The organism is Serratia sp. NPDC087055 (assembly GCF_044900985.1).
GTDB lineage: Bacteria > Pseudomonadota > Gammaproteobacteria > Enterobacterales > Enterobacteriaceae > Serratia.
Map to the genome: position 1 here is coordinate 175,887 of NZ_JBJDOG010000005.1, position 21,699 is coordinate 197,585.

Annotated in this window: 18 protein-coding genes; 9 read left to right on the plus strand and 9 right to left on the minus strand. The window is 47.4% G+C overall.

Annotation, left to right across the window (positions count from 1 at the left end; all coding sequences use genetic code 11):
- Window positions 1-476: 476 nt before the first annotated feature.
- The gene (xseA, locus tag ACI2J2_RS20395) at window positions 477-1,853 is read right to left on the minus strand and encodes an exodeoxyribonuclease VII large subunit (protein ID WP_404760722.1); all 1,377 of its coding nucleotides are present in this window, start codon (window positions 1,851-1,853) and stop codon (window positions 477-479) included.
- Between the two features lie 170 nt (window positions 1,854-2,023).
- Between xseA and guaB the strand changes: the two genes are divergently transcribed.
- From guaB to ACI2J2_RS20420, 5 genes are all read left to right on the plus strand, one after another.
- Complete coding sequence (gene guaB / locus ACI2J2_RS20400; protein ID WP_209638321.1) at window positions 2,024-3,487, plus strand: IMP dehydrogenase; 1,464 nt, start codon at window positions 2,024-2,026, stop codon at window positions 3,485-3,487.
- Between the two features lie 176 nt (window positions 3,488-3,663).
- Window positions 3,664-5,241, plus strand: a complete 1,578-nt coding sequence (gene guaA, locus ACI2J2_RS20405; RefSeq protein ID WP_404760723.1) for a glutamine-hydrolyzing GMP synthase — start codon at window positions 3,664-3,666, stop codon at window positions 5,239-5,241.
- Window positions 5,242-5,796: 555 nt separating this feature from the next.
- Complete coding sequence (locus ACI2J2_RS20410; protein ID WP_404760724.1) at window positions 5,797-7,029, plus strand: ABC-three component system protein; 1,233 nt, start codon at window positions 5,797-5,799, stop codon at window positions 7,027-7,029.
- Entirely contained in the window at window positions 7,010-7,675 is a 666-nt protein-coding gene (locus ACI2J2_RS20415) for an ABC-three component system middle component 1 (RefSeq protein WP_404760725.1), read from the plus strand. Before ACI2J2_RS20410 ends, ACI2J2_RS20415 begins: the two co-directional genes overlap by 20 nt.
- Window positions 7,650-9,983 carry an AAA family ATPase gene (locus tag ACI2J2_RS20420; RefSeq protein WP_404760726.1) on the plus strand — a complete coding sequence of 778 codons (2,334 nt, stop codon included), beginning with the start codon at window positions 7,650-7,652 and terminating at the stop codon, window positions 9,981-9,983. The genes ACI2J2_RS20415 and ACI2J2_RS20420 overlap by 26 nt, the downstream gene beginning before the upstream one ends.
- Window positions 9,984-10,093: 110 nt before the next feature.
- On the opposite strand, the gene ACI2J2_RS20425 is transcribed toward ACI2J2_RS20420, so the two are convergent.
- The 5 genes from ACI2J2_RS20425 to ACI2J2_RS20445 form a co-directional block, all read right to left on the minus strand.
- On the minus strand, window positions 10,094-11,137 hold the full coding sequence (locus ACI2J2_RS20425) for a hypothetical protein (protein ID WP_404760727.1): 1,044 nt from the start codon (window positions 11,135-11,137) through the stop codon (window positions 10,094-10,096).
- A 31-nt stretch (window positions 11,138-11,168) separates the two neighbouring features.
- Window positions 11,169-11,363 (minus strand): hypothetical protein, encoded by a 195-nt coding sequence (locus ACI2J2_RS20430; protein WP_404760728.1) that lies wholly within the window; start codon window positions 11,361-11,363, stop codon window positions 11,169-11,171.
- A gap of 2,153 nt (window positions 11,364-13,516) precedes the next feature.
- A complete protein-coding gene (locus tag ACI2J2_RS20435; protein ID WP_404760729.1) occupies window positions 13,517-15,091 on the minus strand; it encodes a Shedu anti-phage system protein SduA domain-containing protein in 1,575 nt (524 codons plus the stop codon).
- A gap of 735 nt (window positions 15,092-15,826) precedes the next feature.
- Entirely contained in the window at window positions 15,827-16,048 is a 222-nt protein-coding gene (locus tag ACI2J2_RS20440) for a helix-turn-helix domain-containing protein (RefSeq protein WP_404760730.1), read from the minus strand.
- Between the two features lie 91 nt (window positions 16,049-16,139).
- Entirely contained in the window at window positions 16,140-16,370 is a 231-nt protein-coding gene (locus ACI2J2_RS20445; RefSeq protein ID WP_404760731.1) for a helix-turn-helix domain-containing protein, read from the minus strand.
- A 107-nt stretch (window positions 16,371-16,477) separates the two neighbouring features.
- Between ACI2J2_RS20445 and ACI2J2_RS20450 the strand changes: the two genes are divergently transcribed.
- A complete protein-coding gene (locus ACI2J2_RS20450) occupies window positions 16,478-16,681 on the plus strand; it encodes a helix-turn-helix transcriptional regulator (protein ID WP_073970271.1) in 204 nt (67 codons plus the stop codon).
- A 283-nt stretch (window positions 16,682-16,964) separates the two neighbouring features.
- Window positions 16,965-17,186, plus strand: coding sequence for a hypothetical protein (locus ACI2J2_RS20455; RefSeq protein ID WP_404760732.1), 222 nt, complete (start codon window positions 16,965-16,967; stop codon window positions 17,184-17,186).
- A gap of 110 nt (window positions 17,187-17,296) precedes the next feature.
- Here the strand turns inward: ACI2J2_RS20455 and ACI2J2_RS20460 are convergent, their stop codons facing one another.
- Window positions 17,297-17,659, minus strand: a complete 363-nt coding sequence (locus ACI2J2_RS20460; protein WP_404760733.1) for a winged helix-turn-helix transcriptional regulator — start codon at window positions 17,657-17,659, stop codon at window positions 17,297-17,299.
- 126 nt (window positions 17,660-17,785) lie between these two features.
- On the opposite strand from ACI2J2_RS20460, the gene ACI2J2_RS20465 reads away from it, so the two are divergent.
- A complete protein-coding gene (locus ACI2J2_RS20465) occupies window positions 17,786-18,628 on the plus strand; it encodes an enoyl-CoA hydratase/isomerase family protein (protein WP_404760734.1) in 843 nt (280 codons plus the stop codon).
- A gap of 56 nt (window positions 18,629-18,684) precedes the next feature.
- Here ACI2J2_RS20465 and ACI2J2_RS20470 read toward each other — a convergent pair whose 3' ends face one another.
- Together ACI2J2_RS20470 and ACI2J2_RS20475 are read right to left on the minus strand one after the other, a co-directional pair.
- Window positions 18,685-20,466 carry an ATP-binding protein gene (locus ACI2J2_RS20470; protein ID WP_404760735.1) on the minus strand — a complete coding sequence of 594 codons (1,782 nt, stop codon included), beginning with the start codon at window positions 20,464-20,466 and terminating at the stop codon, window positions 18,685-18,687.
- A 1-nt stretch (window position 20,467) separates the two neighbouring features.
- Window positions 20,468-21,094: a response regulator transcription factor gene (locus tag ACI2J2_RS20475; RefSeq protein ID WP_404760777.1), complete on the minus strand. Its 627-nt coding sequence runs from the start codon at window positions 21,092-21,094 to the stop codon at window positions 20,468-20,470.
- Window positions 21,095-21,273: 179 nt separating this feature from the next.
- Between ACI2J2_RS20475 and ACI2J2_RS20480 the strand changes: the two genes are divergently transcribed.
- Window positions 21,274-21,588 carry a hypothetical protein gene (locus ACI2J2_RS20480; RefSeq protein ID WP_404760736.1) on the plus strand — a complete coding sequence of 105 codons (315 nt, stop codon included), beginning with the start codon at window positions 21,274-21,276 and terminating at the stop codon, window positions 21,586-21,588.
- Window positions 21,589-21,699 lie beyond the last annotated feature (111 nt).

The following is a 21,699-nucleotide window of genomic DNA, read 5'->3' on the forward strand; positions in this document are numbered from 1 at the left end:
TACAGGTATTAGTGACGTTTTCGGTCGATAAAGGTGATATGCACCCTGAGGCTCACGCGCCTCGACCGAGCAAGGGCCGTAGGCGCGGCCCTTGCAACCCGCGCCTTTGCCCTGTCAGACGGTTGGCTGCGCCAACTTCCCTCCCTTCGTCACGTCGCATCACGGCCGGCTACGACAGGCGTCCCTGCCTGTCTCGCCTGAAACCGCCGTCCATGGCGGTTTCGCCTATGCGCCGCGCCTGCGTTCGGCGTCTTCAAGGGCGGCCAACACCCTGCTCATCTCACTATTTTCACTGCCTTTCATCACGCAATATCAAACGAAGAGGATAAGGTGCCCGGTGGCTGCAAATTCGGATGTTGACACTGGCACGCATCACCGGCTGCCGCTCATTGCGGCAGCAGAGAAATTCGGTGTATTTACGGCACTGCTTCCTGCACGAGACGCACAGAGATGGGATAAAAAAATGCCAGTCAGGCTTAACTAACTGCGCGCTTCTTGCGCGGCTTCTTGGCGACGATGACGGTTTTCACCTCACTTTCCACCCAGCCATCCTGCAGACGGGTTTTCAGCAATTCCCCCACCTGCGCCTGCTTGGTGGTTTTCAGCAGTTCGCCGCGCGGGGTTTGCGTTACGCTGTAGCCACGCGCCAGCGTGGCCAATGGGCTGACCGCCTCAAGCTGGCTGCAGGCCACGCCAAAGCGCTGGCGCCAGGCGTTGAGCTGGCGATCCAGGGCCTGTTGCAAACGGTACTCCTGCTGTTGTACGCGCTGCTGGTAGCGGTGAATGCGTGCCTGCGGTTGCATTTGCGCCAGGCGCTGTTGCGCGCGTTCGCTGCGGCGTGAGGACAGACGCAGTTGGTTCTGCATACCCTCTTCTAACCGGCGTTGCAGTTTGAACAACAACGTTTGCTGACGCGCCAGACGCAGGTGCGGATGCTGTTGCTGCAAACGGTGGTTGATGCGGGTGAACTGCTGCTGGCGCTGCGCCAGATAGTAATCCATCGCCATTTCCATACGCTGCTGCTGGGCCTGCAATTGGCGCAGCAGCTCCAACTGGTTGCGGCTGACCAGTTCGGCGGCGGCAGAAGGGGTTGGCGCACGCAGGTCAGCGACAAAATCGGCAATGGTGACGTCGGTTTCATGGCCGACGGCGCTGACGATCGGAATACGGCTGGCGAAAATCGCGCGTGCCACACGTTCGTCGTTGAAACTCCACAGATCTTCCAGCGAACCGCCACCACGGCCGACGATCAACACGTCACATTCGTCGCGGCGGTTGGCCGTTTCGATGGCGCGCACTATCTGCAAGGGCGCTTCTGCACCCTGCACTGACGTCGGGTAAATAACGATGGGCAGTGAAGGATCTCGACGTTGCAGTACCTGCAGCACATCGTGCAGCGCCGCACCGCTGGCGGAGGTGATCACCCCGACGCGTTTGGCCGGGCTGGGCAGAGGCTGTTTGAACTGCTGATCGAATAACCCTTCAGCGCTCAGGCGTGCTTTCAACTGTTCGAACTGTTGTTGCAGCAGGCCGTCGCCGGCGGGCTGCATGCTTTCGGCAATAAGCTGATAGTCGCCCCGCGGTTCATACAGCGTGATGCTGGCACGAACCAGAACCTGCTGGCCATTTTGCGGACGGAAAGTGGTGCGGCGGTTGCTGTTGCGGAACATGGCACAACGCACCTGCGCGCGGTCGTCTTTCAGCGTGAAATACCAGTGGCCAGAAGACGGCTGGGAGAAGTTGGAGATCTCGGCGGAGAGCCAAATCTGGCCCATTTCCATTTCCAGCAGCTGTCGAACCGTCTGATTTAGGCGGCTTACGGTAAAAATAGACGGCGAAACAGGTAGCGACATGTGACCCAGATCAAATTTCAAAACAAGCACTTAATTGGTCGATACTACATGGCTGAAAAAGGTAATCAAGAGTTTTTGTGAGAAAGTGCTGGAGGCAACCGATTACGCTCTGTATAATGCCGCGGCAATATTTTATCTTTTTCACAGCCCACTCTGGTGAGATATTGCCCATGCTACGTATCGCAAAAGAAGCACTAACGTTCGACGACGTTCTCCTGGTTCCAGCTCACTCTACGGTTCTGCCTAATACCGCTGAGCTCGGCACCCAATTGACCAAAACTATCCGCCTGAACATCCCTATGCTGTCCGCAGCCATGGATACCGTAACCGAGTCCGGTCTGGCCATTGCGCTGGCACAGGAAGGCGGTCTGGGCTTCATTCACAAGAACATGTCCATCGAGCGTCAGGCTGAAGAAGTCCGCCGCGTGAAAAAACATGAGAGCGGCGTGGTTACCGATCCACAGTCCGTAACGCCTGCCACCACCCTGAAAGAAGTGAAAGAGCTGACCGCGCGTAACGGCTTTGCCGGTTACCCGGTCGTGACCGAAGAAAACGAACTGGTTGGTATCATTACCGGCCGTGACGTTCGCTTCGTGACCGATCTGAACCAGCCTGTTACCGCCGTGATGACGCCAAAAGAGCGCTTGGTTACGGTGAAAGAAGGCGAAGCGCGTGAAGTTGTACTGCAGAAAATGCACGAAAAGCGCGTTGAGAAAGCGTTGGTCGTGGATGACCAGTTCCACCTGCTGGGCATGATCACCGTAAAAGACTTCCAAAAAGCAGAACGTAAGCCAAACGCCTGTAAAGACGAGCATGGCCGCCTGCGCGTAGGTGCCGCAGTTGGCGCCGGTGCCGGTAACGAAGAGCGTGTTGATGCGCTGGTTGCTGCCGGTGTTGACGTCCTGCTGATTGACTCCTCTCATGGCCATTCCGAAGGCGTATTGCAGCGCATTCGCGAAACCCGTGCAAAATACCCTGATCTGCAGATCGTTGGCGGTAACGTCGCGACCGCTTCCGGCGCTAAAGCGCTGGCGGATGCCGGTGTTAGCGCAGTTAAAGTGGGTATCGGCCCGGGCTCTATCTGTACCACCCGTATCGTAACCGGCGTAGGCGTTCCGCAGATCACCGCTATCGCTGACGCGGTTGAAGCGCTGGAAGGCACCGGCATCCCGGTTATCGCCGACGGCGGTATCCGTTTCTCCGGTGACATTGCTAAAGCCATCGCGGCGGGTGCTTCTTGCGTTATGGTCGGCTCCATGCTGGCGGGTACCGAAGAATCTCCAGGCGAAATCGAGCTGTATCAGGGCCGTTCGTTCAAATCCTACCGTGGGATGGGTTCACTGGGGGCGATGTCCAAAGGCTCTTCCGACCGTTACTTCCAGACCGATAACGCTGCTGACAAACTGGTGCCGGAAGGTATCGAAGGCCGCGTGGCTTACAAAGGCATGCTGAAAGCCATTGTTCACCAGCAAATGGGCGGTCTGCGCTCTTGTATGGGCCTGACAGGCTGCGCCACCATCGACGATCTGCGCACCAAGGCTGAATTTGTGCGCATCAGCGGCGCCGGCATTCAGGAAAGCCACGTGCATGATGTGACCATCACCAAAGAGTCACCGAACTACCGCATGGGTTAATTTCAGGGGCTGCGGCCGGCGCATTTGTTTGCCGTCCGCTGCTCGCATTGCTCATTGACTTTATGTCAACTGCGCATGCTGTGCTGCGGGCGACAATCAACCGTTTGGCCTCGCCGACTGAAACCGTCCTAACGATTTAGATTTTCCTTTTTCTCTGTTGCTGGAATTCGCCTCACATGACAAAAAATATCCATAAGCATCGCATCCTGATTCTGGACTTTGGTTCGCAATACACTCAACTGGTAGCACGCCGCGTGCGCGAAATCGGCGTTTACTGCGAGCTGTGGGCCTGGGACGTTAGCGAAGAGCAAATCCGCGAATTCAATCCAAGCGGCATCATCCTGTCCGGCGGCCCGGAAAGCACTACCGAAGCCAACAGCCCACGCGCACCAGAATACGTGTTCACCGCAGGCGTGCCTGTGCTGGGCGTATGCTACGGCATGCAGACTATGGCAATGCAGTTGGGTGGCCAGGTAGAAGGTTCCAATGAGCGCGAGTTCGGCTATGCGCAGGTGGAAATCACCACCGACAGCGCGCTGGTTCGCGATATCGAAGACGCGCTGAGCCCGGCAGGCAAACCGCTGCTGGACGTGTGGATGAGCCATGGCGACAAAGTGACCGCTATCCCGTCTGACTTCGTGACCGTTGCCAGCACCGATACCTGCCCGTTTGCCATTATGGCCAACGAAGAAAAACGCTTCTATGGCGTGCAGTTCCACCCAGAAGTGACTCATACCCGTCAGGGCCAGCGTATGCTGGAGCGTTTCGTTCTGGATATCTGTCAGTGTGAAGCGCTGTGGACCCCGGCAACCATCATTGAAGATGCGGTTGAACGCATTCGCCAGCAGGTGGGTGAAGATCACGTGATCCTTGGCCTGTCAGGCGGCGTTGATTCCTCTGTGACTGCGATGCTGTTGCACCGTGCCATTGGCAAACGCCTGACCTGTGTGTTCGTCGACAACGGCTTGCTGCGTCTGAATGAAGCAGACCAGGTGCTGGAAATGTTTGGTGACCACTTCGGCTTGAACATTGTTCACGTGGCGGCAGAAGATCGCTTCCTGAGTGCACTGGCTGGCGTTGATGAGCCAGAAGCCAAGCGCAAGATCATTGGTCGCGTGTTCGTTGAGCTGTTTGACGAAGAAGCCTGCAAGCAAGCTGACGTGAAATGGCTGGCGCAGGGCACCATCTACCCGGACGTGATCGAGTCCGCCGCTTCTGCTACCGGCAAAGCGCACGTGATCAAGTCGCACCACAACGTGGGTGGCCTGCCTAAAGAGATGAAGCTGGGCCTGGTCGAGCCGCTGAAAGAGCTGTTCAAAGACGAAGTGCGCAAGATTGGTCTGGAACTGGGCCTGCCGTACGACATGCTGTACCGTCACCCGTTCCCAGGCCCAGGTCTGGGTGTGCGTGTACTGGGCGAAGTGAAGAAAGAGTACTGCGACCTGCTGCGCCGTGCTGACGCTATCTTCATTGAGGAACTGCACAAAGCTGACCTGTACAACAAAGTCAGCCAGGCATTCACCGTGTTCCTGCCGGTACGTTCGGTTGGCGTGATGGGCGATGGCCGTAAATACGACTGGGTTGTTTCACTGCGCGCAGTGGAAACCATCGACTTTATGACCGCGCATTGGGCACACCTGCCGTATGATTTCCTCGGTCGTGTATCCAACCGCATCATCAACGAAGTGAACGGTATTTCCCGCGTCGTTTATGACATCAGCGGTAAGCCACCGGCGACCATTGAGTGGGAATGATTTGGTCGCTGGCTTAGGCTGGCGCTGAATAATAAAAAATACACTTAAGCCCGCGTAACTGCGGGCTTTTTTGTTTTTGTGTCTGGCACTTTCTGGCAGCTGTTAGCAACGGGAAGCACGGTTTTTTCAATGGAATTTTTGATGGTACTCTCTGGTTTTGAATTCAGGTTTGAAAAAGTACCATGTGATAAATTTCGGTTGAGTTATGGTATTTGTTTTTTATAACTCTATTAAAAACAGATGGTTAAATAACTTTTCTGAGCTTTTTGCAACATGGTATTAATTTATATAGGAAAACAATAAACCATGTTGACTGATACCAGACTGCGTTAACGATGTAAGTAATCAATCTGCATCCACCTCATGTTGCATCATGCTAGCCGCTCCTCAAGGGGCATGAAAGTTAGAATATTTGTTCAAAGTCATTTCCCGGAGCAACATTCTCAATAAAGGCTGGAAAAATGCAAAATAAACGAAGCGAATACGCAAACGCCTTGAAACGCAGTAATATCATTCCACCACACTGGCAGCTCGCTAACGGTGAAAGGAGTTCATGTGAGCCAAGAAGATGATGAGAAGTACCCAGCCAGCGCCGTATCCTCGTGGAGCGGCTTCGTTTATCAAGGGAAAGTTGCACTATATCACTGCCTCAAGATGATTCACGATGGTGACTTAGACTTCGAGCTTCAGCTAGACAGTAGTGATGACTTCGCTATTTATAAAAATGGAAAACTACAAACTGCCCATCAAGTCAAAGCTAAGATAAGTCAATATCGAAGTGGTTACACCACGGCGTTGGAACAGTCTACTTTAATCGAATACGACAAAATCAAGGGTACAACGCGTTACTTCCATGTATCCGTCCGACTAAACAATACAGATGATCACAGAGGCGCTAGCGGAGAAACAGTAAAATTCTACCGCTACGGAGACAACTTTCATTGCAGCTTGGGTGAAATCGAAGGACTGACCAAAGAAATCATAAAAAAAATATGTGAGAAACAGTCCATCACTGTCAGTGATAACCTTATAAATTTTAACTACTGCTTACTGTCAGAAAAAATAAGCACTAAGGCAATACATAACCATAAATTAAATCAAGTCGACGGAATCCCAGAAGACAGAGCCGCATACGAGGGCCGCATTAAAGCCAAAGACATTTTAGATGACTTGCTGGCCGAAAACCCCTATCAGAACAGGGCCTACTATGCAGTTGAATTAAAGGCCAGGCTCCAAACCCATTTAGAAGAAAGATTGGATCAGGCGCTACCAACAATGAGTGACGCCAATTATGAGAGAGCTAGGCGTCTGTGTGAGCACATTCGCGAAACGCACATCAACGAATTAAAAACCCTATGCCAGATGATGAAACCATCCGAGCGGTTTCAAGACGTTCAGACGAACGACATCAGGAGGTACACCAAGCTAATACAGGCTATTTCGGTGGAGCCCATATTCAACCATCTTCCGCATTACCTCGACAGCGAAAATCGGTTTTACGTACCTACAGCTCTTGACGTAGATGAAAGCGAAGAGTGTGAGTCTGACATGATCCATGAAATGAAAAACAACGGTGATCTGCTGAGACTACTTTTTGAGTACAACCATTTAATCGCCAGCAAAGCGGGAGCCTCATTCACCTTTAATACAAAATTTACAAACTCGGATGACTACGACAACAAGCAGACCACTGAAAAGCTTGAAAGCAACATCACCAAGTCGCTATGCATTAGCGTGATAACAAAAGACGACGCGGAGGAACGATTGAATGATAAAGCAACTCATTGATGAAGCACTTATTGCCCATGACTTTGTGAGTAAACGTGACCTGGACAGCACAAGCTTTTATATTCGGGAGTCTGGATCTGCTATCAGGTTCGCAGTCCTACATAATCTTGACGGCCTCCCTGACCCAGCCGAACTGAATAATAGAATCAATCATCTTGCTCCTGAGGAATTTCTCAGAAACCCAAGTTTTAAGAAAAACTGCGACTTGATTTGTATTCATCGCCTTGACGTTCTGTCCAAGTTCAAGGATCACGAAGAAGAAATCTTCGCAATTGAGGAAGACCCGCACTTTTATAAAAAATATGTCCTCTATTACAGTATTGCGGAAGAAAGTGCGCTCACTAATTTCACCTACGACAAACTGGTATCTGTGATTTCTGACAAAAAGGAATTTCTTGAATACAAAGAAAACCCTCTTGTTGCCACACAATACAGCTTCGCGGCGAAGACCTTTATCAAGCTTCCTTTCTTAGAGTTACCTAGCCATCAAGAAAACCTTGTATCCTTGAGGCTACAGGCAGCAGAGGCCGTTGCAGAGGCCGGCCTGAACGATACGTATTTGACTATTCAGAAAGTCACAGACAAAAACGCCGACGATTTTATCAAGGAAATGATTCGCAATGAAATGGCAAATATCCAAGATTGAAGTCTCTAGTTTCAAAGCATTCAAGCATATTTTATTGGATCTTGGCGAGTCGTCCTTGCTAACTCTGGACGGTCCTAACGGTTATGGCAAAACAAGTATATTCGACGCCATCGAACTGCTGCTCACAGGCCAGATCAATCGAATACAAAACCTATTCTCTATATTGTTAACCAGGAACAAGAGAGACTACGCGGACAATCTATTTTGGAACAGTCGCTCCGGCGAGAACGACCTCTGTATTAAAATTGAATTCATTAATGCTGACCGAAAACTTGTTTTAGCCAGACATTGCCCAGTTGCGATATTCAAAAAACCGGCAAACAATCGTGCAGACAAGTACGAAAACTTCAGGCTTTATGAGCTACCAGAATTCGAATCATCTGACTTCACGAAGCTCAATCAGCGTGACAATAACTTCCTTGATGAAATTTTCGGAAAAAACTTCAGGGAAAACTTCTCCTTCCTTAACTATCTGGAGCAAGGACAAAACCGGCTGTTACACACTCGGGTAGATGAACGTAAGGATAAACTTGGAAACCTCTTTAACATCAGCGATATCGAAGCCGAGATCGGAAGCTGCAACACCATATACAGTAAACTCACAAGGTATATCAACAATCCTGAACGCACGGCAAAAGCTGTATCACTTAAAGAAGAGATAGCCGCCCTGAGAGACACATTGCAGGCAGAGGCTGGGACCATTGAGTTCAAAAAGCTCTCGACGACTGATGTCCAACCAGGATGGGACAAGGAGATACTGTTCTCAACGTATTCAGTGGTAGACCATGCTGCCTACCAGGAGTCAGTTCGCAAGATTATTGCCCTTCTGCCACTCAAAGCCACGATAAAAACCAGAGTTCACAACGAGACAATCGATGCCGACATTGATCGTAACGAGGAATCTCTGAGAAGTCTGGCTCGATTCGGTAAAGACCTTGGCAAGCTTGATGGACTTGAAGCTATCAAGAAGGGGATTGATGAATTAGAGCGCTCAGCAAACATCATCAAACGCGGTGCCACGGTCATTAAGGTCGAAGAAGCCCGATCACTACCAAACTGGGAAAATGGGCTCCTTGAGTGGTTTGAGTTACAAATTGAATCCCGAAACAGACTAGGAGAAAAAAGCAGCACCAACGCGAGCGTCGTAGCCGAATTGGAACGCCTGAAAAAGCAGCTGCTTGAGGAACATAAAAAGTCCTATCCCAACGATCAGTTGTGCCCTATCTGTGGCGCTGACTGGGAAGATCACAAATCAATGGTGGATGCCATTGAAGCAAGAACTCAGCAGATCTCTGATTCGCTAGGCCAGGACGGTAAGGACTTAGTTAACCTTATCGCTGCTATGGACGCTGAGCTGAAACTCATCGACACCCATATACAAGACAGCCTGAAACTTCTCACGCCTACATTTGAACCAAATCTTCATGCAGCACTGACGAAAATTAAGCTTCGGCTCCCGGCAATAAACCTGCTGCTGGAGAAGCTACAAAGCGAAAACATTCAATTTATTGACTCATTTACGGAAATTGATGACGTAGTAGATGAGCGGCTTGAAAAGCTCAAGGAGATTCTAAGAAATAAAAAACAGGTTGAAGCTGATGCTTTAGCGCTGCCGGAGGACTGGCGAGAAACCACAAACAGCGCCTTCAAAGACCTGCAGGACTTCTACATAGCCACGGCTGAAGACCTGAAGGACAAAGTGCAGTACATATCGATTAAAGCTAACGAGGCTCAAAACTCCAGGCTCAAAACCTGTATTACCGATCTTAAGCTTATCGAAAAAGAAACCCAGGCAGCCCAAAAAGCACAAGGTAAAATCGAAAAACTCCGCAGCACACTGAAGAAGACAGAGCAGAGTTATACCGACCAGACAATTTCGGCTATTGAGTTCATATTCCACATCTACAGTGGCCGGCTGATCCAAAACTACCAGCGTGGCCTTGGCTTGTTTATCGAGAGTCGCGAAGGTACTCAGTTGAGGTTCCTGACTGCCGAGAAGTCTGAACACGACGCAGTCATGTCCATGAGTTCTGGTCAGGTGTCTGCCCTCAGCCTTGCCTTCTTCCTCTCGCTCAACAAGGTCTATGCTAGGGTGCCTCTCATCCTGATTGATGACCCGTCGCAATCCCTGGATGAAGTAAACGTTGCTTCCTTGACCGACTTACTCCGTTGCGAACTCAAGCATTGTCAGTTAGTAGTATCCTCCCACGAGGACGATATCTCGGCCTATATGCGCTACCGGTTCGACAGAGCAGGTTTGACAACAAGTTCGCTCAACATGCAGCTTTTGGCGAAAGAAGCTTCGTAAAAGTCGCCCGTGGTCACCTAGTAGAGCTGGGTGGCCACAGACAGGAATGGGATAGCATCGTGGTCTTCCTGAGGCTTAGCGCTCAAGTCGCTCAGGGGCCGTCCGTAGTGCTACCTCCCAAGTCCTAAAAGAAACTGGTCAACGCGTTCGAACAGGTAGGTGTTCGGATCTGAGCCTTCATCCTTGGTGTTCAGCAAATCGATTATCTCTGGCACAGACAGGGGGATGATCAGCTTCCCATGCTCTCGCATTGCCCCAGCAATTACGGTCTTAGCAGAGTCCGCGCAGTCCTCATGTGAAATCACAATCGCAACCTTCCTGAGGGCTGATGGGTATAAATAACGCTCTGTGGTGACAATCTCGTTTTGAGTAATGGGCTTGCTATAGTTCTTAAATTCAAAGACCACATATCTGCTTCCTAGGTCTTCGAGCATCAGACGCCACACATCGGCTGCCTTTGCCAATATCCGGCACACCAGATCCCTGCGATGCAAAGTATCTACGGTACGAGACTGCTCGTGCCAGCCGTGTAGATCTTTTTCGAAGAGATATTTTAGGGCATTAATGCAGGCATTCTCGAAATCTGTAGCCATAGGCCGGCCACGCTTGATTGCTGCTAAGGCCTCGGCCAACACCTTACCTTTATTAGGCTCCAATGCCGGTTTATCAGCACCGGGCATCGTGGGTGTTGGCGAACTAAGGCCCAGAGTTTCAGCACTCTTAGGTGTGTCAGCTTCGAATATCTCTTCAAACAGGGTCAAGATCTCAGGGTACGGGGCTGCCATCTCAAATAGCTTCGTTTCATCCCAAACTTCAACAGCTGGGAATGCCTGTGCCACATTCAAAAAACGCTCACCCATGGGGCAGGAGATTGCCAGTATAATGTTGACAGCACCGATCCTACTACCTCTTTCATGTGTGTACTCTAAAGCGCGTTTAAAAATAGAAGGTGGCGGTGGAGAACTGCGACGATAAAACTTTGTTTCAATCATAGTCAGCGAGTCTTGCAGGCCATATGTGATATCAGGTTCCATACCCAGTATAATTGGCCCCTCCATGACATTGTGCTTATCCAAACGTTTCAAAAGAAGTGCCAAGGCAGAAGTAAAGGCATAAGCAGCCTTGGCAACTCCGTGTCGGTGTAGTGCAGCCATAAGTCTCCCTTACTAAATAAACGTCTTTAACCTAGCACTGGTGTTGTGGTGCATGCCATCCCACCGCATGGGGGCTTGAATACTGCGGGAAGGCCGTTCCAGCCCACCAGAATACCACCAAGATTTGCGCCAGTGGCTCCAGCAACAGTATGTCGTGCGGTAGCTCTGACGTCATCGCCGGAGTTAGGGGCCTTTTCAGCCGGAGTGGGTAAGTGCCATGCTCCATGAACCCACCCAGCCCCTAAATTTAGCGTCGCCGCGTTGAGTGTCGGGTGGCGGACACCTGTTGACCCGTGTGCATTGTCGGGGCCAAACGAATAGAGCAGGCGGCAGTACCCGTCAACACCGCGGAATGGATTTGATGCAGCGCCCCCTCCACTAAGGTTTGCTCCATGATGAGGGACTATCACAGCAATAGGGTTCGTAGGCGCCAATAAGGGCTCGATATGCTTATAGTTGCAGTCGCCAGTTAGAAGCCAAGTTCTACTAGGACTTAGATTTCTGTTCTCCACTACGGCAACAATTCCGGTGTCATTTCTGCCACTCCCAGTTCCGAGCGCCAATCGGAGTTCAGTCTTCCTAGAGAGTGCGACCGTATCAACCGTTCCCCGGGGCGGTTTGTAGATGAAGAGGCTGCCCCCCTGGGCAATGATGTCATTTGCGAAGGCAATGTGCAGTGGTCCGACGGTTTGTAGCGGCGCAATCCATGTGCGCAGAAGTGCGGGATAGGTTGGCGGAATACTGACTCCAGTCGCGTACGCTCCAGCCCAATGATCTGCATCCCAGTGTGACAGCAAAATTGGCGGGCGGAGTGTAAAGCAAAAAAGCAGGGGAGTCGGCGTTGTGTGCTTGTTTCGATATACCCCAGCGCCAAGGTCAAAGTAGAGCGTTGGCAGCGGATGACAAGACGCGGATAAATTCGAGCCGAGTAAAGCGTTTGCGTTTCCCTGTCCGACATCGTAGACAGCGAGCGTGTCTGCGATAGTTCCGTTGAGAGTAGCTTGAAGGCTAGCCCCCGATATCTTTGGGAAATGCTGCAGCGAAAATATTCCTGCCAGAGCATTGGCGTGAACAGGTGTCGGCATCATTCCCTGAACAAACGCGGAAATTGGTGGGGCGAACAAGCCCGGATAGATTAGCGCAGGCGTGAAGCCTTCACGGTTGGTTGCAGACACCTCGAACCTAAACCATACGCCCTCTAAAGCCTGCACACCCGTGTTCGCATTTACTCCGTCGTAGTCAGGCAAGAATGGCAGTCCAAATGGATTTGTTCCGGCATCTAATTCTACTTCGATGCGAAATAGTGGGGCGCTTTCAAAGATGCTCGGAGCTTTAGGTGCCGCGAAACCTTGGCGCTTCCAGGCCGCCGCTGCTTTTATTGGCCTATCGATGTCAAATCGCGGGTCTTGTATTGCCTGGTCGTTCAGCCACTTGACGTCAATTGCATCAACTGCAATTAGCACAATGTTGGCCGGAGGCCCGGACGTAACGACATGGTCTACCCGCCCAAATACACTTGGTGGCAAGTTGACACGTTCGTCAAAGTCCCTTTTGAAATGTCGATTCATGCGACTCCTTTTTTTGAATTGTTGAGTCATCGAGTAATGTCGGATATATTATATTGTGTGGGCCGTGCGACGTCACCCGCTAGAGGTACTCGGGCGGGCTTGTCGCCGCGCAATAAGCACTGGTTATGCTAAGAAAGGTCGGGTTAAAAGCCCTGGATAACGACACCTATTGCGGCGAACGCGAAGTCTACGAACGTCCGATGACTGGGTCACAGGATAACTTCTAGTAAGCAGACATTCGCAAACGACTGGCGTCGCCTCATACTTGCCTTCTGATGCACAGTCTGAAAAACCGCAATCAGTCTGGTCCGGACATTCGGGCTTTGAATGCTAGTTCCCGTGGTTGGCGGACGTGTGAGACTATGCGTCGACCATAAGGTCGGCCACACTCCGTTACGATCCTATCCTTACTGCAATGTGCATATTTATATCATGGTATTTTTCATGGTAGAGAACAGTAGGTTGTTTTTAACTTATTATTTTATAATTTTTAATGATTGAGTGGGAATAAGCAGATAACTCCTCCTACCTATTCATGATAAGGGAGGGGGGCTAACTATCTGCTTTTACATATGACTTTTATTTATATATGACCATTATTTTTTTTGGCTCTCCACGAATTTAAAATATGACTGTTTGATGGGTAAGTTATGTCATCTATAGTTGAGTGTTTTTTTTAAATTAAACCCCATGCAAGTGATGTGCGGTTTAAATTATATTTTTAGATCGCGTCTTGGTTAAGACAATTAACAAAACCTCTCTTCTTGTTCAGGAGATATAAGTATAATTATATATTAATTCAAAGCATGTTTTAATTGGATGAATTTTCTATCAATTGCATTAAGTGCTGTAGTAAATCATCATATGTTAGTATTTTTACAGTTCTGTTGTTATTTATTGATTTAAGTCTTAGCTTGTCTTCCATGCTCAGCATATTCGAACGTCCTATAATAACCATGCCTTCTGGAGTATATTCGTTTTTTAACCAATTTGGTATGTTTGGTTTGTTTTCGCGTATTTCTTTTATCCAATCTTCAACTTGTTGTAATGCATGTGTTACTTTACTTCTGAGTCTTCCTTTCTTTGTAAATATAATATCGCTTTGTCGTTCTAACTCTATTAATAGAATTCCTTTGTGTAGATAATGATATTCTAAAACTAAGTCAGCTATATAATCCCCTATTTTTACCTCTGAGTGAATCATAACATGGGTACCATTAATATCTATAAGTCTTGGGTGGTTAAGTAGAAAATTATGTAAATCCCTCTCTTTTGTTTTTTCGTTTTTTAGTAGCCTACAAAACTCTATGAATGAAAACATTAAATTGTTTTCATCGTTTTTAATTGGTTCCTTTGCTAGTTTCTTTATTTTAGCGTCTAATAGTTCTTTTTTTGATATTTGTCTGGGGGATTTTTCTTCCTGATATAAAATAATTGCGGGGATTAGATTACCATTACCAATAGAGATGGTTTTTATATGATCTTTGTTCTTGTCGTATTTACCAACTATTACAGATCTAATGGTTTTTTTGTTTATTGCTTTATAGGCTAGAAAGATAGAATAGTCATCATCCATGACTAACTTTCCTTTATTATCTTCATATAATAGTATTTCGATGTCACAGCTCCTGTTTCTTTGGATGCTATTGATCATGGTTTCAATTAATGATTGAGGTATTGATAGCGCATAATCTATATCTTTTATTTCTATCAATTCGATAGGTACCTCTACTCTTGCACACTGTATGGAGCCAGTGTAGGCATCTGCTATTAATTTTTCTAATTTTAAATTTCTATTTTTTCTAGGAATAATGGATCCCTTTATTGAGCTTAAAGGTACAGTTGGTCTTCTATTATTTTTATAAGCTAGTAAGGATTTTAATATCACACGGAGTAATGAGTCTTCCATGGATTCATTTTTAGTAAGATAAATATATCCGTCAGTGCTCAGTAGCGATAGAAATGGTTCAGGATCATCTTGTCTCATTCTTAACTCTGTTCTGACTATTCCATTACTTAGTGAGGGTTCAAAGAAGACTGTAGCTGTATATACTATACCTTTAGGAGAAAGCTTTTCAGTATTGAAAATTATTCCTAGCCTATTTTTATTGTATGGAGTATTTACAAAGAAATTATTGTCAAGTGGATGTAACTCCAATTGATAAAAATGTTCATCTAAATCCTCTAATAATGGAAGATCATTATCTTTAAGATATAATTCCCCTTTGATATCCATCAATGAAATTATTAAATCAGCTAAGGTGGGGTTTTCTTGATATTTCCTTAGTATGTATTCTTTTGTTTCTTTAATAGTTGCTTTTGCATTGTTATTTATCTCAGTAACTATTTTATTCTGGATATCACCTATAAATGTTCTAGCTTTCATTTATTATCCTTTTGGTTAATTTGAATTTATTATTCACCGTCTAAATGTTTTTATATTAACTTAATTTGATAATGATTGGAATTTAATTTTTCATGCTGTTAAAGGTGCTGTTAAAGGTGCTGTTAAAGGTGCTGTTAAAAGTGTTCTCCTTTTTTAATTCTACATTATTTTGATATTTCCGGTTACTCGAGTACTTCTCAATTCAGCAACAGGTTAAATTGTAAGTGTCCAACTTAAACGAACCATTTACTCTTAGATATCTTCCGATATACTGATTATGTACTCGAAGAAGATATAGGATCATCTAAGTAAAATGAACTAATATCTGCTATTGGCTGATTGGAATTTTTATATGCTTAGCTCTACATTGTCAGGGTGCTTTATTGGGTTTTGGCTCTAATATCAGTAATAATCTTCGCTAATTCCGAAAATGTTTTCGGTACTCGTGATGCCGTGGAGGCCATATTCCCCGAGATCTCAAATTTATTTATAGAGCCTGGTTTTTCTCCATTATCTAAAATGAATTTTGCCCGCTGTGAAATTCATGGTTTTTTGGGGTTAAATATTTATTTAAAATAAGATGATTTTGTTAACATATTACTATCTATAGCTTTTGGTTTAATGCTGGCGTCAATAAAGCAATCTGGTGTAAAGCACTATTAAAATGACCCACCTCTAGAATAAATTATCATAAGCACTCCTGAATTAGGCAGTTTTAATTATTATTTTTTAAATTTACTGAAATTTGAACAATACAGCCAATTCAATTTCCAACCCATCAGCAATCACCCCAAGCACTTCTAAGGTAGGGTTTCTAACCCCTCGTTCAATACCACTAATATAAGTGCGATCTAATCCACACTTATCGGCAAAGGCTTCTTGTGATAGCCCTGCCTGTAAGCGCAATGCTTTTACTCGTTGTCCAAAGAGAACTGTAATTTCTTTTGATTTTTTCATGTCGATAAGCATTATTCTTTGTTGCCTATCAGACCACGGACGATGAGTCACAAATGGTGTTTTTTTGTTGATGGGGTTAAAAGTCTAAAAATTAGACGGAATGATCAAATACAAACAGTGTAGGCAGATCAATACTTAAACCAGTGGCAATGATATAGAGCACTTCCAGCGTAGGATTTCTGACCCCGCGCTCGATACCACTGATATAGGTTCGATCTAACCCACACCGATCGGCAAAGGCTTCCTGGGACAGGCCTGCCTGCAATCTGAGTAACTTAACACGCTGTCCTAAGTGGACTTTGATGGAATCGGATGCTTTCATCCGACAATGATTCTTCTTTGATGATTATCAGTCCACGGACTATTAGTCACGATCGTCAATTTTTGTGCTATAAATGTGACTCATAGTCAACTAAAGGTGAGGTTCGTATGGAAACAAATGACTGGCATCCGGCTGATATTATTGCAAGTTTGAGGAAGAAAGGGACTACATTGGCAGCTGTATCCAGAGAGGCTGGGCTTGCTTCCTCGACACTAGCGAATGCATTGGTTCGGCACTGGCCTAAAGGGGAGAGGCTCATAGCTGCGGCGTTAGATAAACGCCCTGATGAAATCTGGCCATCGCGTTATTAGCATGTGTCTGTACTCCGGACTGGGTTTACGTAGAATAAAAATCCAGTCCGGAATTGACTAGTGTCATTTTTCTTTATTCTCATACTCTTTTAATTAATTATGTGAATTATTTTTTTTGATAGGTTATAGATTTAAATTTAATTAATTTCCTTGGTAATTAAATCTGAGTGTTAGTAATGCATTAAATAAATTTATTTTTATTCTTTTTATGATTTAATTGACACTCGTCATGGCATTGTTCTCGATTATCAATTCATATTGAATTATTACTTAGGAGAGTAAAATGCAAATTTATAAAGATATTAATCATGATTCAGGTGTCAGAGGTTATGAGATTGGGGATACATACATAACTGTATGGTTCGACGGTACTGCTAGATCTTATACCTATAGTTACGCAAGTGCTGGTGCTGCAAATGTAGAGACGATGAAGAAGCTTGCCGAGAATGGTGATGGGCTTAATGCTTATATAAACAAAGTTGTTAAGTTCAAATTTGTACGGTGATGCTCTTTTATATATGATTTTTATGATGACCGTTTAAAACGGTCATCTAATGTATATGTTACTGATGGTGTGATTTAAATTATTTTTTCTATTCTCTATGGAAGAGAGCATCAATCGCTCTGCTCATCATACTTGCGCTGGCAGCCCTGAATCGCGTCTATATTCCCGAGCGTCCAATTGAACAGTATCGAGAACGGCCCTTGTAACGATTCACCGAGCGGCGTCAGTGAGTATTCGACGCCGAGCACCCGCCCATCCAACACCTTGCGCGTCACCATACCGTTGCGTTCCAACTTGCGCAGCGTCTGGGTCAGCACACGCTGGGTGACGCCATCCAGACGGCGCTTGATAGCGTTGAAACGCCGTGGTTCACGCAACACTTCCAGCACCATCATTGACCACTTATCTGCGATCTGATCGAGAATAATTCGGCTTGGGCAATCGGCCCTGTAGATAGGATCGGTCTCTTTCATCGGTATCCTCCAGTATCCCTGGGATGGTTAAAGTGCGTAATTGACCCTAGGTATGCAAAGTATACCATGTGGTGAAGAGCACCAAAACGCGGTGCTCATTTCTCTCAAACGATAAAGGAAATTGACATGACGGATACCGATTTTGACCGACTGAGTATTTCCCATAACGGTGGCGTGTCGACGGTTACGATCGACAATCCTCCGGTAAACGTTCTTGATGTGTCTCTGATGTCGGAAATCAGTCGCTTTCTGGTTTCTGTGCGAAATGATCCTGATGTGAAAGTGCTGGTTTTTCAGAGCGCGAATCCAGATTTTTTTATTGCTCATGTCGATATGACCTTAATTGATGAGCCGCATGCCTTTGACGAGCTGGCGCGTAACGCGCCGGAAGGGCTAAACCCATTCCAGGCATTCGGGGAGCTGCTGCGCAGCCAGCCGCAGGTCACGATCGTTAAACTGGCTGGGTTGGCGCGTGGCGGCGGTGCCGAATTTGTTGCGGCGGCCGATATGGCATTTGCCGCTGAAGGGCATGCAGGCCTTGCCCAGTGCGAAGCCTTGATGGGTATCACACCTGGCGGCGGTGCGACGCAGTACCTGACCAGTCGAATGACGCGCGGCCGCGCGCTTGAAGTGATCCTGGGTGCCGATCTTATTGATGCAGTGACCGCAGAACGCTACGGCTGGGTTAATCGTGCATTGCCCGCCGCCGAACTCGATGATTTCGTCACTCGGCTAGCGCGTAATATCGCGGCCTTGCCAGAAGGGGTTATCGCAGCGGCCAAGCAGGCGATGCCCGCGCCAGACTTGCGGGAGGGTTTTCATCGTGAACACGATGCCTGGGCGGGATTGTTTGCACGCCCAGCAGCGGAAAGGCTTATTCGCGGTGGGCTACAAGCGGGGGCCCAAACGCCGGACGGTGAGCGTAACCTTGAGGAGCTGCTGCGTAATCTTGGTGTTGCACGGGTCTGAACATCAGCCCCGTGCAGACAGGGCGTTTCGGCATGGGGCGTTTACGTAAAGCGTCGCTAGCAAGATACCCACTGGGTTAACAGTGCGTACAGTTTGGCAGGCTCCAGCGGCTTTCTTAATACCAGGTAACCTTCCTGCTCGGCTTCTTGCAGAATAGGGGAGTTGAACTCCCCACTGACCATCGCACCGCTGATATTCGGCAAACGTTCAAACAGCGCTTTCAGTATGTCGAAGCCGCTCTCACCAGAGCGGAGCCGCTGATCGCACAGCACGGCGAAGGGCCTGAAGCCTTCATCAACGATAGCGAAAGCCTCTTCGGCGGAAGCGGCGCAGCGCACGGTTATACCCCATGTGCTCATCAAGCTCGACCAGGCGGAGGTGACCAGCGGATCATCGTCCACGACCAGACAGGCGCCGGACAGAGGGGCATAGCGGGCAGGTGTGACGGTGTTTGAGTATGTGTTGGTGCTTTCTTGTCGTGGGTGTTCGCCGGTGTAGAGGGCAAAACGCATCCAGAAACGGGATCCTTTACCTTCAACGGAGTGCATGCCGTACTTCACCTTCATCAATTTTGCGCAGCGCGCCACTACCGCCAACCCCAACCCATGGCCGGCACTGTCGATTTTCCACGCCAGTTCGGGGCGATAATAGGGGGAGAATATTTTGCCTTTTTCTTCGTCGGCAATGCCAACACCGGTATCCCAAACCTCGATTAAACATTCCCCACCATGAGGGCGGATGGCTATCAGAACTCCCCCTTTTTGTGTGTAACGCAAGGCATTTTGTATCAGGTTAATCAGGGATTGTCGGATAAGTAATTGATCGCCCATGACGAGAACTCTTCGCTTTGGCCGCCATGTTCGCAATGATAGCGTCCGGCTGTTTGCTTCTTCACGAAATAGGGTAATGACGGAATCAAGCAGCGTTCCAATATCCACATGGGTGGTCGCTGTGCTGACGTTTCCGGATTCAATCTTGCTGAGGTCCAGTAAAGAATTAAACATGAGATGCACCGACCGCACGCTTTGTTGTAAATCCAGGAGTTGAGGGATAAGTGTGGTATCGCGATTTTTATGAATAATGGCTTCAATCAGAAAACCCATGGCATGCACCGGTTGGCGTAAATCATGGCTGGCAGTAGTAAGAAATTGATTCTTATCCAGCAATGCCTGTTCCGCTTCTTCTTTGGCCTGCCTAAATTGCTCTGCAAGACGGGAACTGCGCTCTTCAAGACGGGCCTGCTGGATAAAGAATTTATGAGAGCTAAGTGCATGACGGTAAATGGCGAATCCATAAAGCAAATTGAGCATCAGCACAATGAGCATGACATCGTTTAAACGCCAGATAATGCCAATATTAAGCATTCCCCAACAGGAGAAGAAGAAAAGTGTAAAGGTGCTAATTATTGGTGTCAGGTGCGTCGCATTTGCTGCGACGATTGCCGCGATACTGATGTTTAATAATAAGAAAAAATCAAAATTATTTATTTGTGGGGTAATTAAATATAATGATGAAATACCCAGCCCATGCACAAAGGCGACTTTATTAATATGGGGTAACCAGCGATTGAGAATAACCTCTGCATCTTTTTTCTTTGCTTCATTTCGATAGCTGCGGTGCCAAAACCTAATGGCTAATGCGCAGAGAAAATACAACAGGATCCAGATGATGATGGGCCACAGGTTTTCCCCCAGCAAATAAATCCAGATCGCAAAAGGGATGCCAACAAAAGGCACCGCAGTAAAGCTAAAGACTAACCGTATAAACGTGTTGTCTAGCAGGCGAATTTGCGCGCGTGGAGAGATTCCATCATCTTGTAAAGATTGAAGTAGCTTCATGCTATTGGCCCGGTCTGCCATGCAGCAAGGTAATGGCTTCCACCCGGCTGCTAACACCTATTTTCTTTAAAATGTTACCGATGTGTTCCTTGACCGTGGGTTCTGAAATAGAAAGCTCTGAGGCTATTCTTTTATTGGGGAAACCACGCATCATCATGGTTAATACATCCACTTGTCGTGGGGTTAAGTTGAATTTTTGTAGATGGTTTTGTGTGCTGTTTAGGGTATTGTCATTATCAAGAGGGAACCACGGTTGATTATTCATAAGCGCGGTGACCGCTCTCGCAAATAATTCTGGCGGTTCATTTTTAAGCACGAAACCATGGCCGCCGGTATCACGGACTTTTTGCCATATTTCATTGTTCTCATCACCACTGACTACCAGCAAACGCACGTTAGGGTAGAGCTGTTTGATCTCTTTGAGTAATTTTAATGCCGTACCATCGGAAAGCCAAAAATCGATAACGATTAAGCCTGGGGCGCCATGTTCAAGAATGTGGCGATAACAGTGACCTTCGTTGGTCGCCACATGAACATGCTTAAATCGACAATGCGTATTAAGGAAATTGGCGATACCACTCGCCACCAAAGGATGGTCATCAACGACCAGTGCATAACCCTGCCCCAAAGCAATCTCCTTTCGCATAAACATATCAGACGGGTTCTGATAATTTTTTATTATTGACCCTCCCTACTTTAGGAGGGTTTTTTCGTTTAGGAAAGAGAAATATATTATTCGGGGACTTTGATAAGACAAAACATAGAACCATTCAGCATTTGGATCTGTTTGGTTGAAAAGGATAATTTATGAGAAAACCACTTATTGCTTTGGCCGTTACTTTCCTGGTAGCCGGGTGTTCAACATTGAAAACCGATCAGGCAATACCGCTACTGCAGGCCGAAACGGCTAAAATGCTGGGCCTGGGATCGTCGGATGAAATTACCGTAACCAATGTTAATGGCGGCCAACCCGATGCATTGGGCGGACAAAAACTTTCTTACCGCGCGACCACGGAAAAAGGGCGTATTTTCGATTGCTCATCGCTGATGATGCCGGGAATCTTAGGCTCTGCGCCTTCTCTAAGCGCGCCGACCTGTACCCCGGTGGTCACACATAAATAATTCGCCTAGCAGGTATTGACGCTTCTTGGTTTTCCGATGTCGGAGCGTCAGTGTCAGCGTCGGGGAGAAATACGCCTCTACTTCGATGTTAAATAAACAAGCTTGTGCGAA

What these genes read in the sequence shown, in the direction of transcription:
- xseA (WP_404760722.1), bottom strand. Translation starts at nt 1,853, where the DNA reads ATGTCGCTACCTGTTTCGCCGTCTATTTTTACCGTAAGCCGCCTAAAT.
- guaB (WP_209638321.1), top strand. Translation starts at nt 2,024, where the DNA reads ATGCTACGTATCGCAAAAGAAGCACTAACGTTCGACGACGTTCTCCTG.
- guaA (WP_404760723.1), top strand. Translation starts at nt 3,664, where the DNA reads ATGACAAAAAATATCCATAAGCATCGCATCCTGATTCTGGACTTTGGT.
- ACI2J2_RS20415 (WP_404760725.1), top strand. Translation starts at nt 7,010, where the DNA reads ATGATAAAGCAACTCATTGATGAAGCACTTATTGCCCATGACTTTGTG.
- ACI2J2_RS20420 (WP_404760726.1), top strand. Translation starts at nt 7,650, where the DNA reads ATGAAATGGCAAATATCCAAGATTGAAGTCTCTAGTTTCAAAGCATTC.
- ACI2J2_RS20425 (WP_404760727.1), bottom strand. Translation starts at nt 11,137, where the DNA reads ATGGCTGCACTACACCGACACGGAGTTGCCAAGGCTGCTTATGCCTTT.
- ACI2J2_RS20430 (WP_404760728.1), bottom strand. Translation starts at nt 11,363, where the DNA reads ATGGAGCATGGCACTTACCCACTCCGGCTGAAAAGGCCCCTAACTCCG.
- ACI2J2_RS20435 (WP_404760729.1), bottom strand. Translation starts at nt 15,091, where the DNA reads ATGAAAGCTAGAACATTTATAGGTGATATCCAGAATAAAATAGTTACT.
- ACI2J2_RS20440 (WP_404760730.1), bottom strand. Translation starts at nt 16,048, where the DNA reads ATGAAAAAATCAAAAGAAATTACAGTTCTCTTTGGACAACGAGTAAAA.
- ACI2J2_RS20445 (WP_404760731.1), bottom strand. Translation starts at nt 16,370, where the DNA reads ATGAAAGCATCCGATTCCATCAAAGTCCACTTAGGACAGCGTGTTAAG.
- ACI2J2_RS20450 (WP_073970271.1), top strand. Translation starts at nt 16,478, where the DNA reads ATGGAAACAAATGACTGGCATCCGGCTGATATTATTGCAAGTTTGAGG.
- ACI2J2_RS20455 (WP_404760732.1), top strand. Translation starts at nt 16,965, where the DNA reads ATGCAAATTTATAAAGATATTAATCATGATTCAGGTGTCAGAGGTTAT.
- ACI2J2_RS20460 (WP_404760733.1), bottom strand. Translation starts at nt 17,659, where the DNA reads ATGAAAGAGACCGATCCTATCTACAGGGCCGATTGCCCAAGCCGAATT.
- ACI2J2_RS20465 (WP_404760734.1), top strand. Translation starts at nt 17,786, where the DNA reads ATGACGGATACCGATTTTGACCGACTGAGTATTTCCCATAACGGTGGC.
- ACI2J2_RS20470 (WP_404760735.1), bottom strand. Translation starts at nt 20,466, where the DNA reads ATGAAGCTACTTCAATCTTTACAAGATGATGGAATCTCTCCACGCGCG.
- ACI2J2_RS20480 (WP_404760736.1), top strand. Translation starts at nt 21,274, where the DNA reads ATGAGAAAACCACTTATTGCTTTGGCCGTTACTTTCCTGGTAGCCGGG.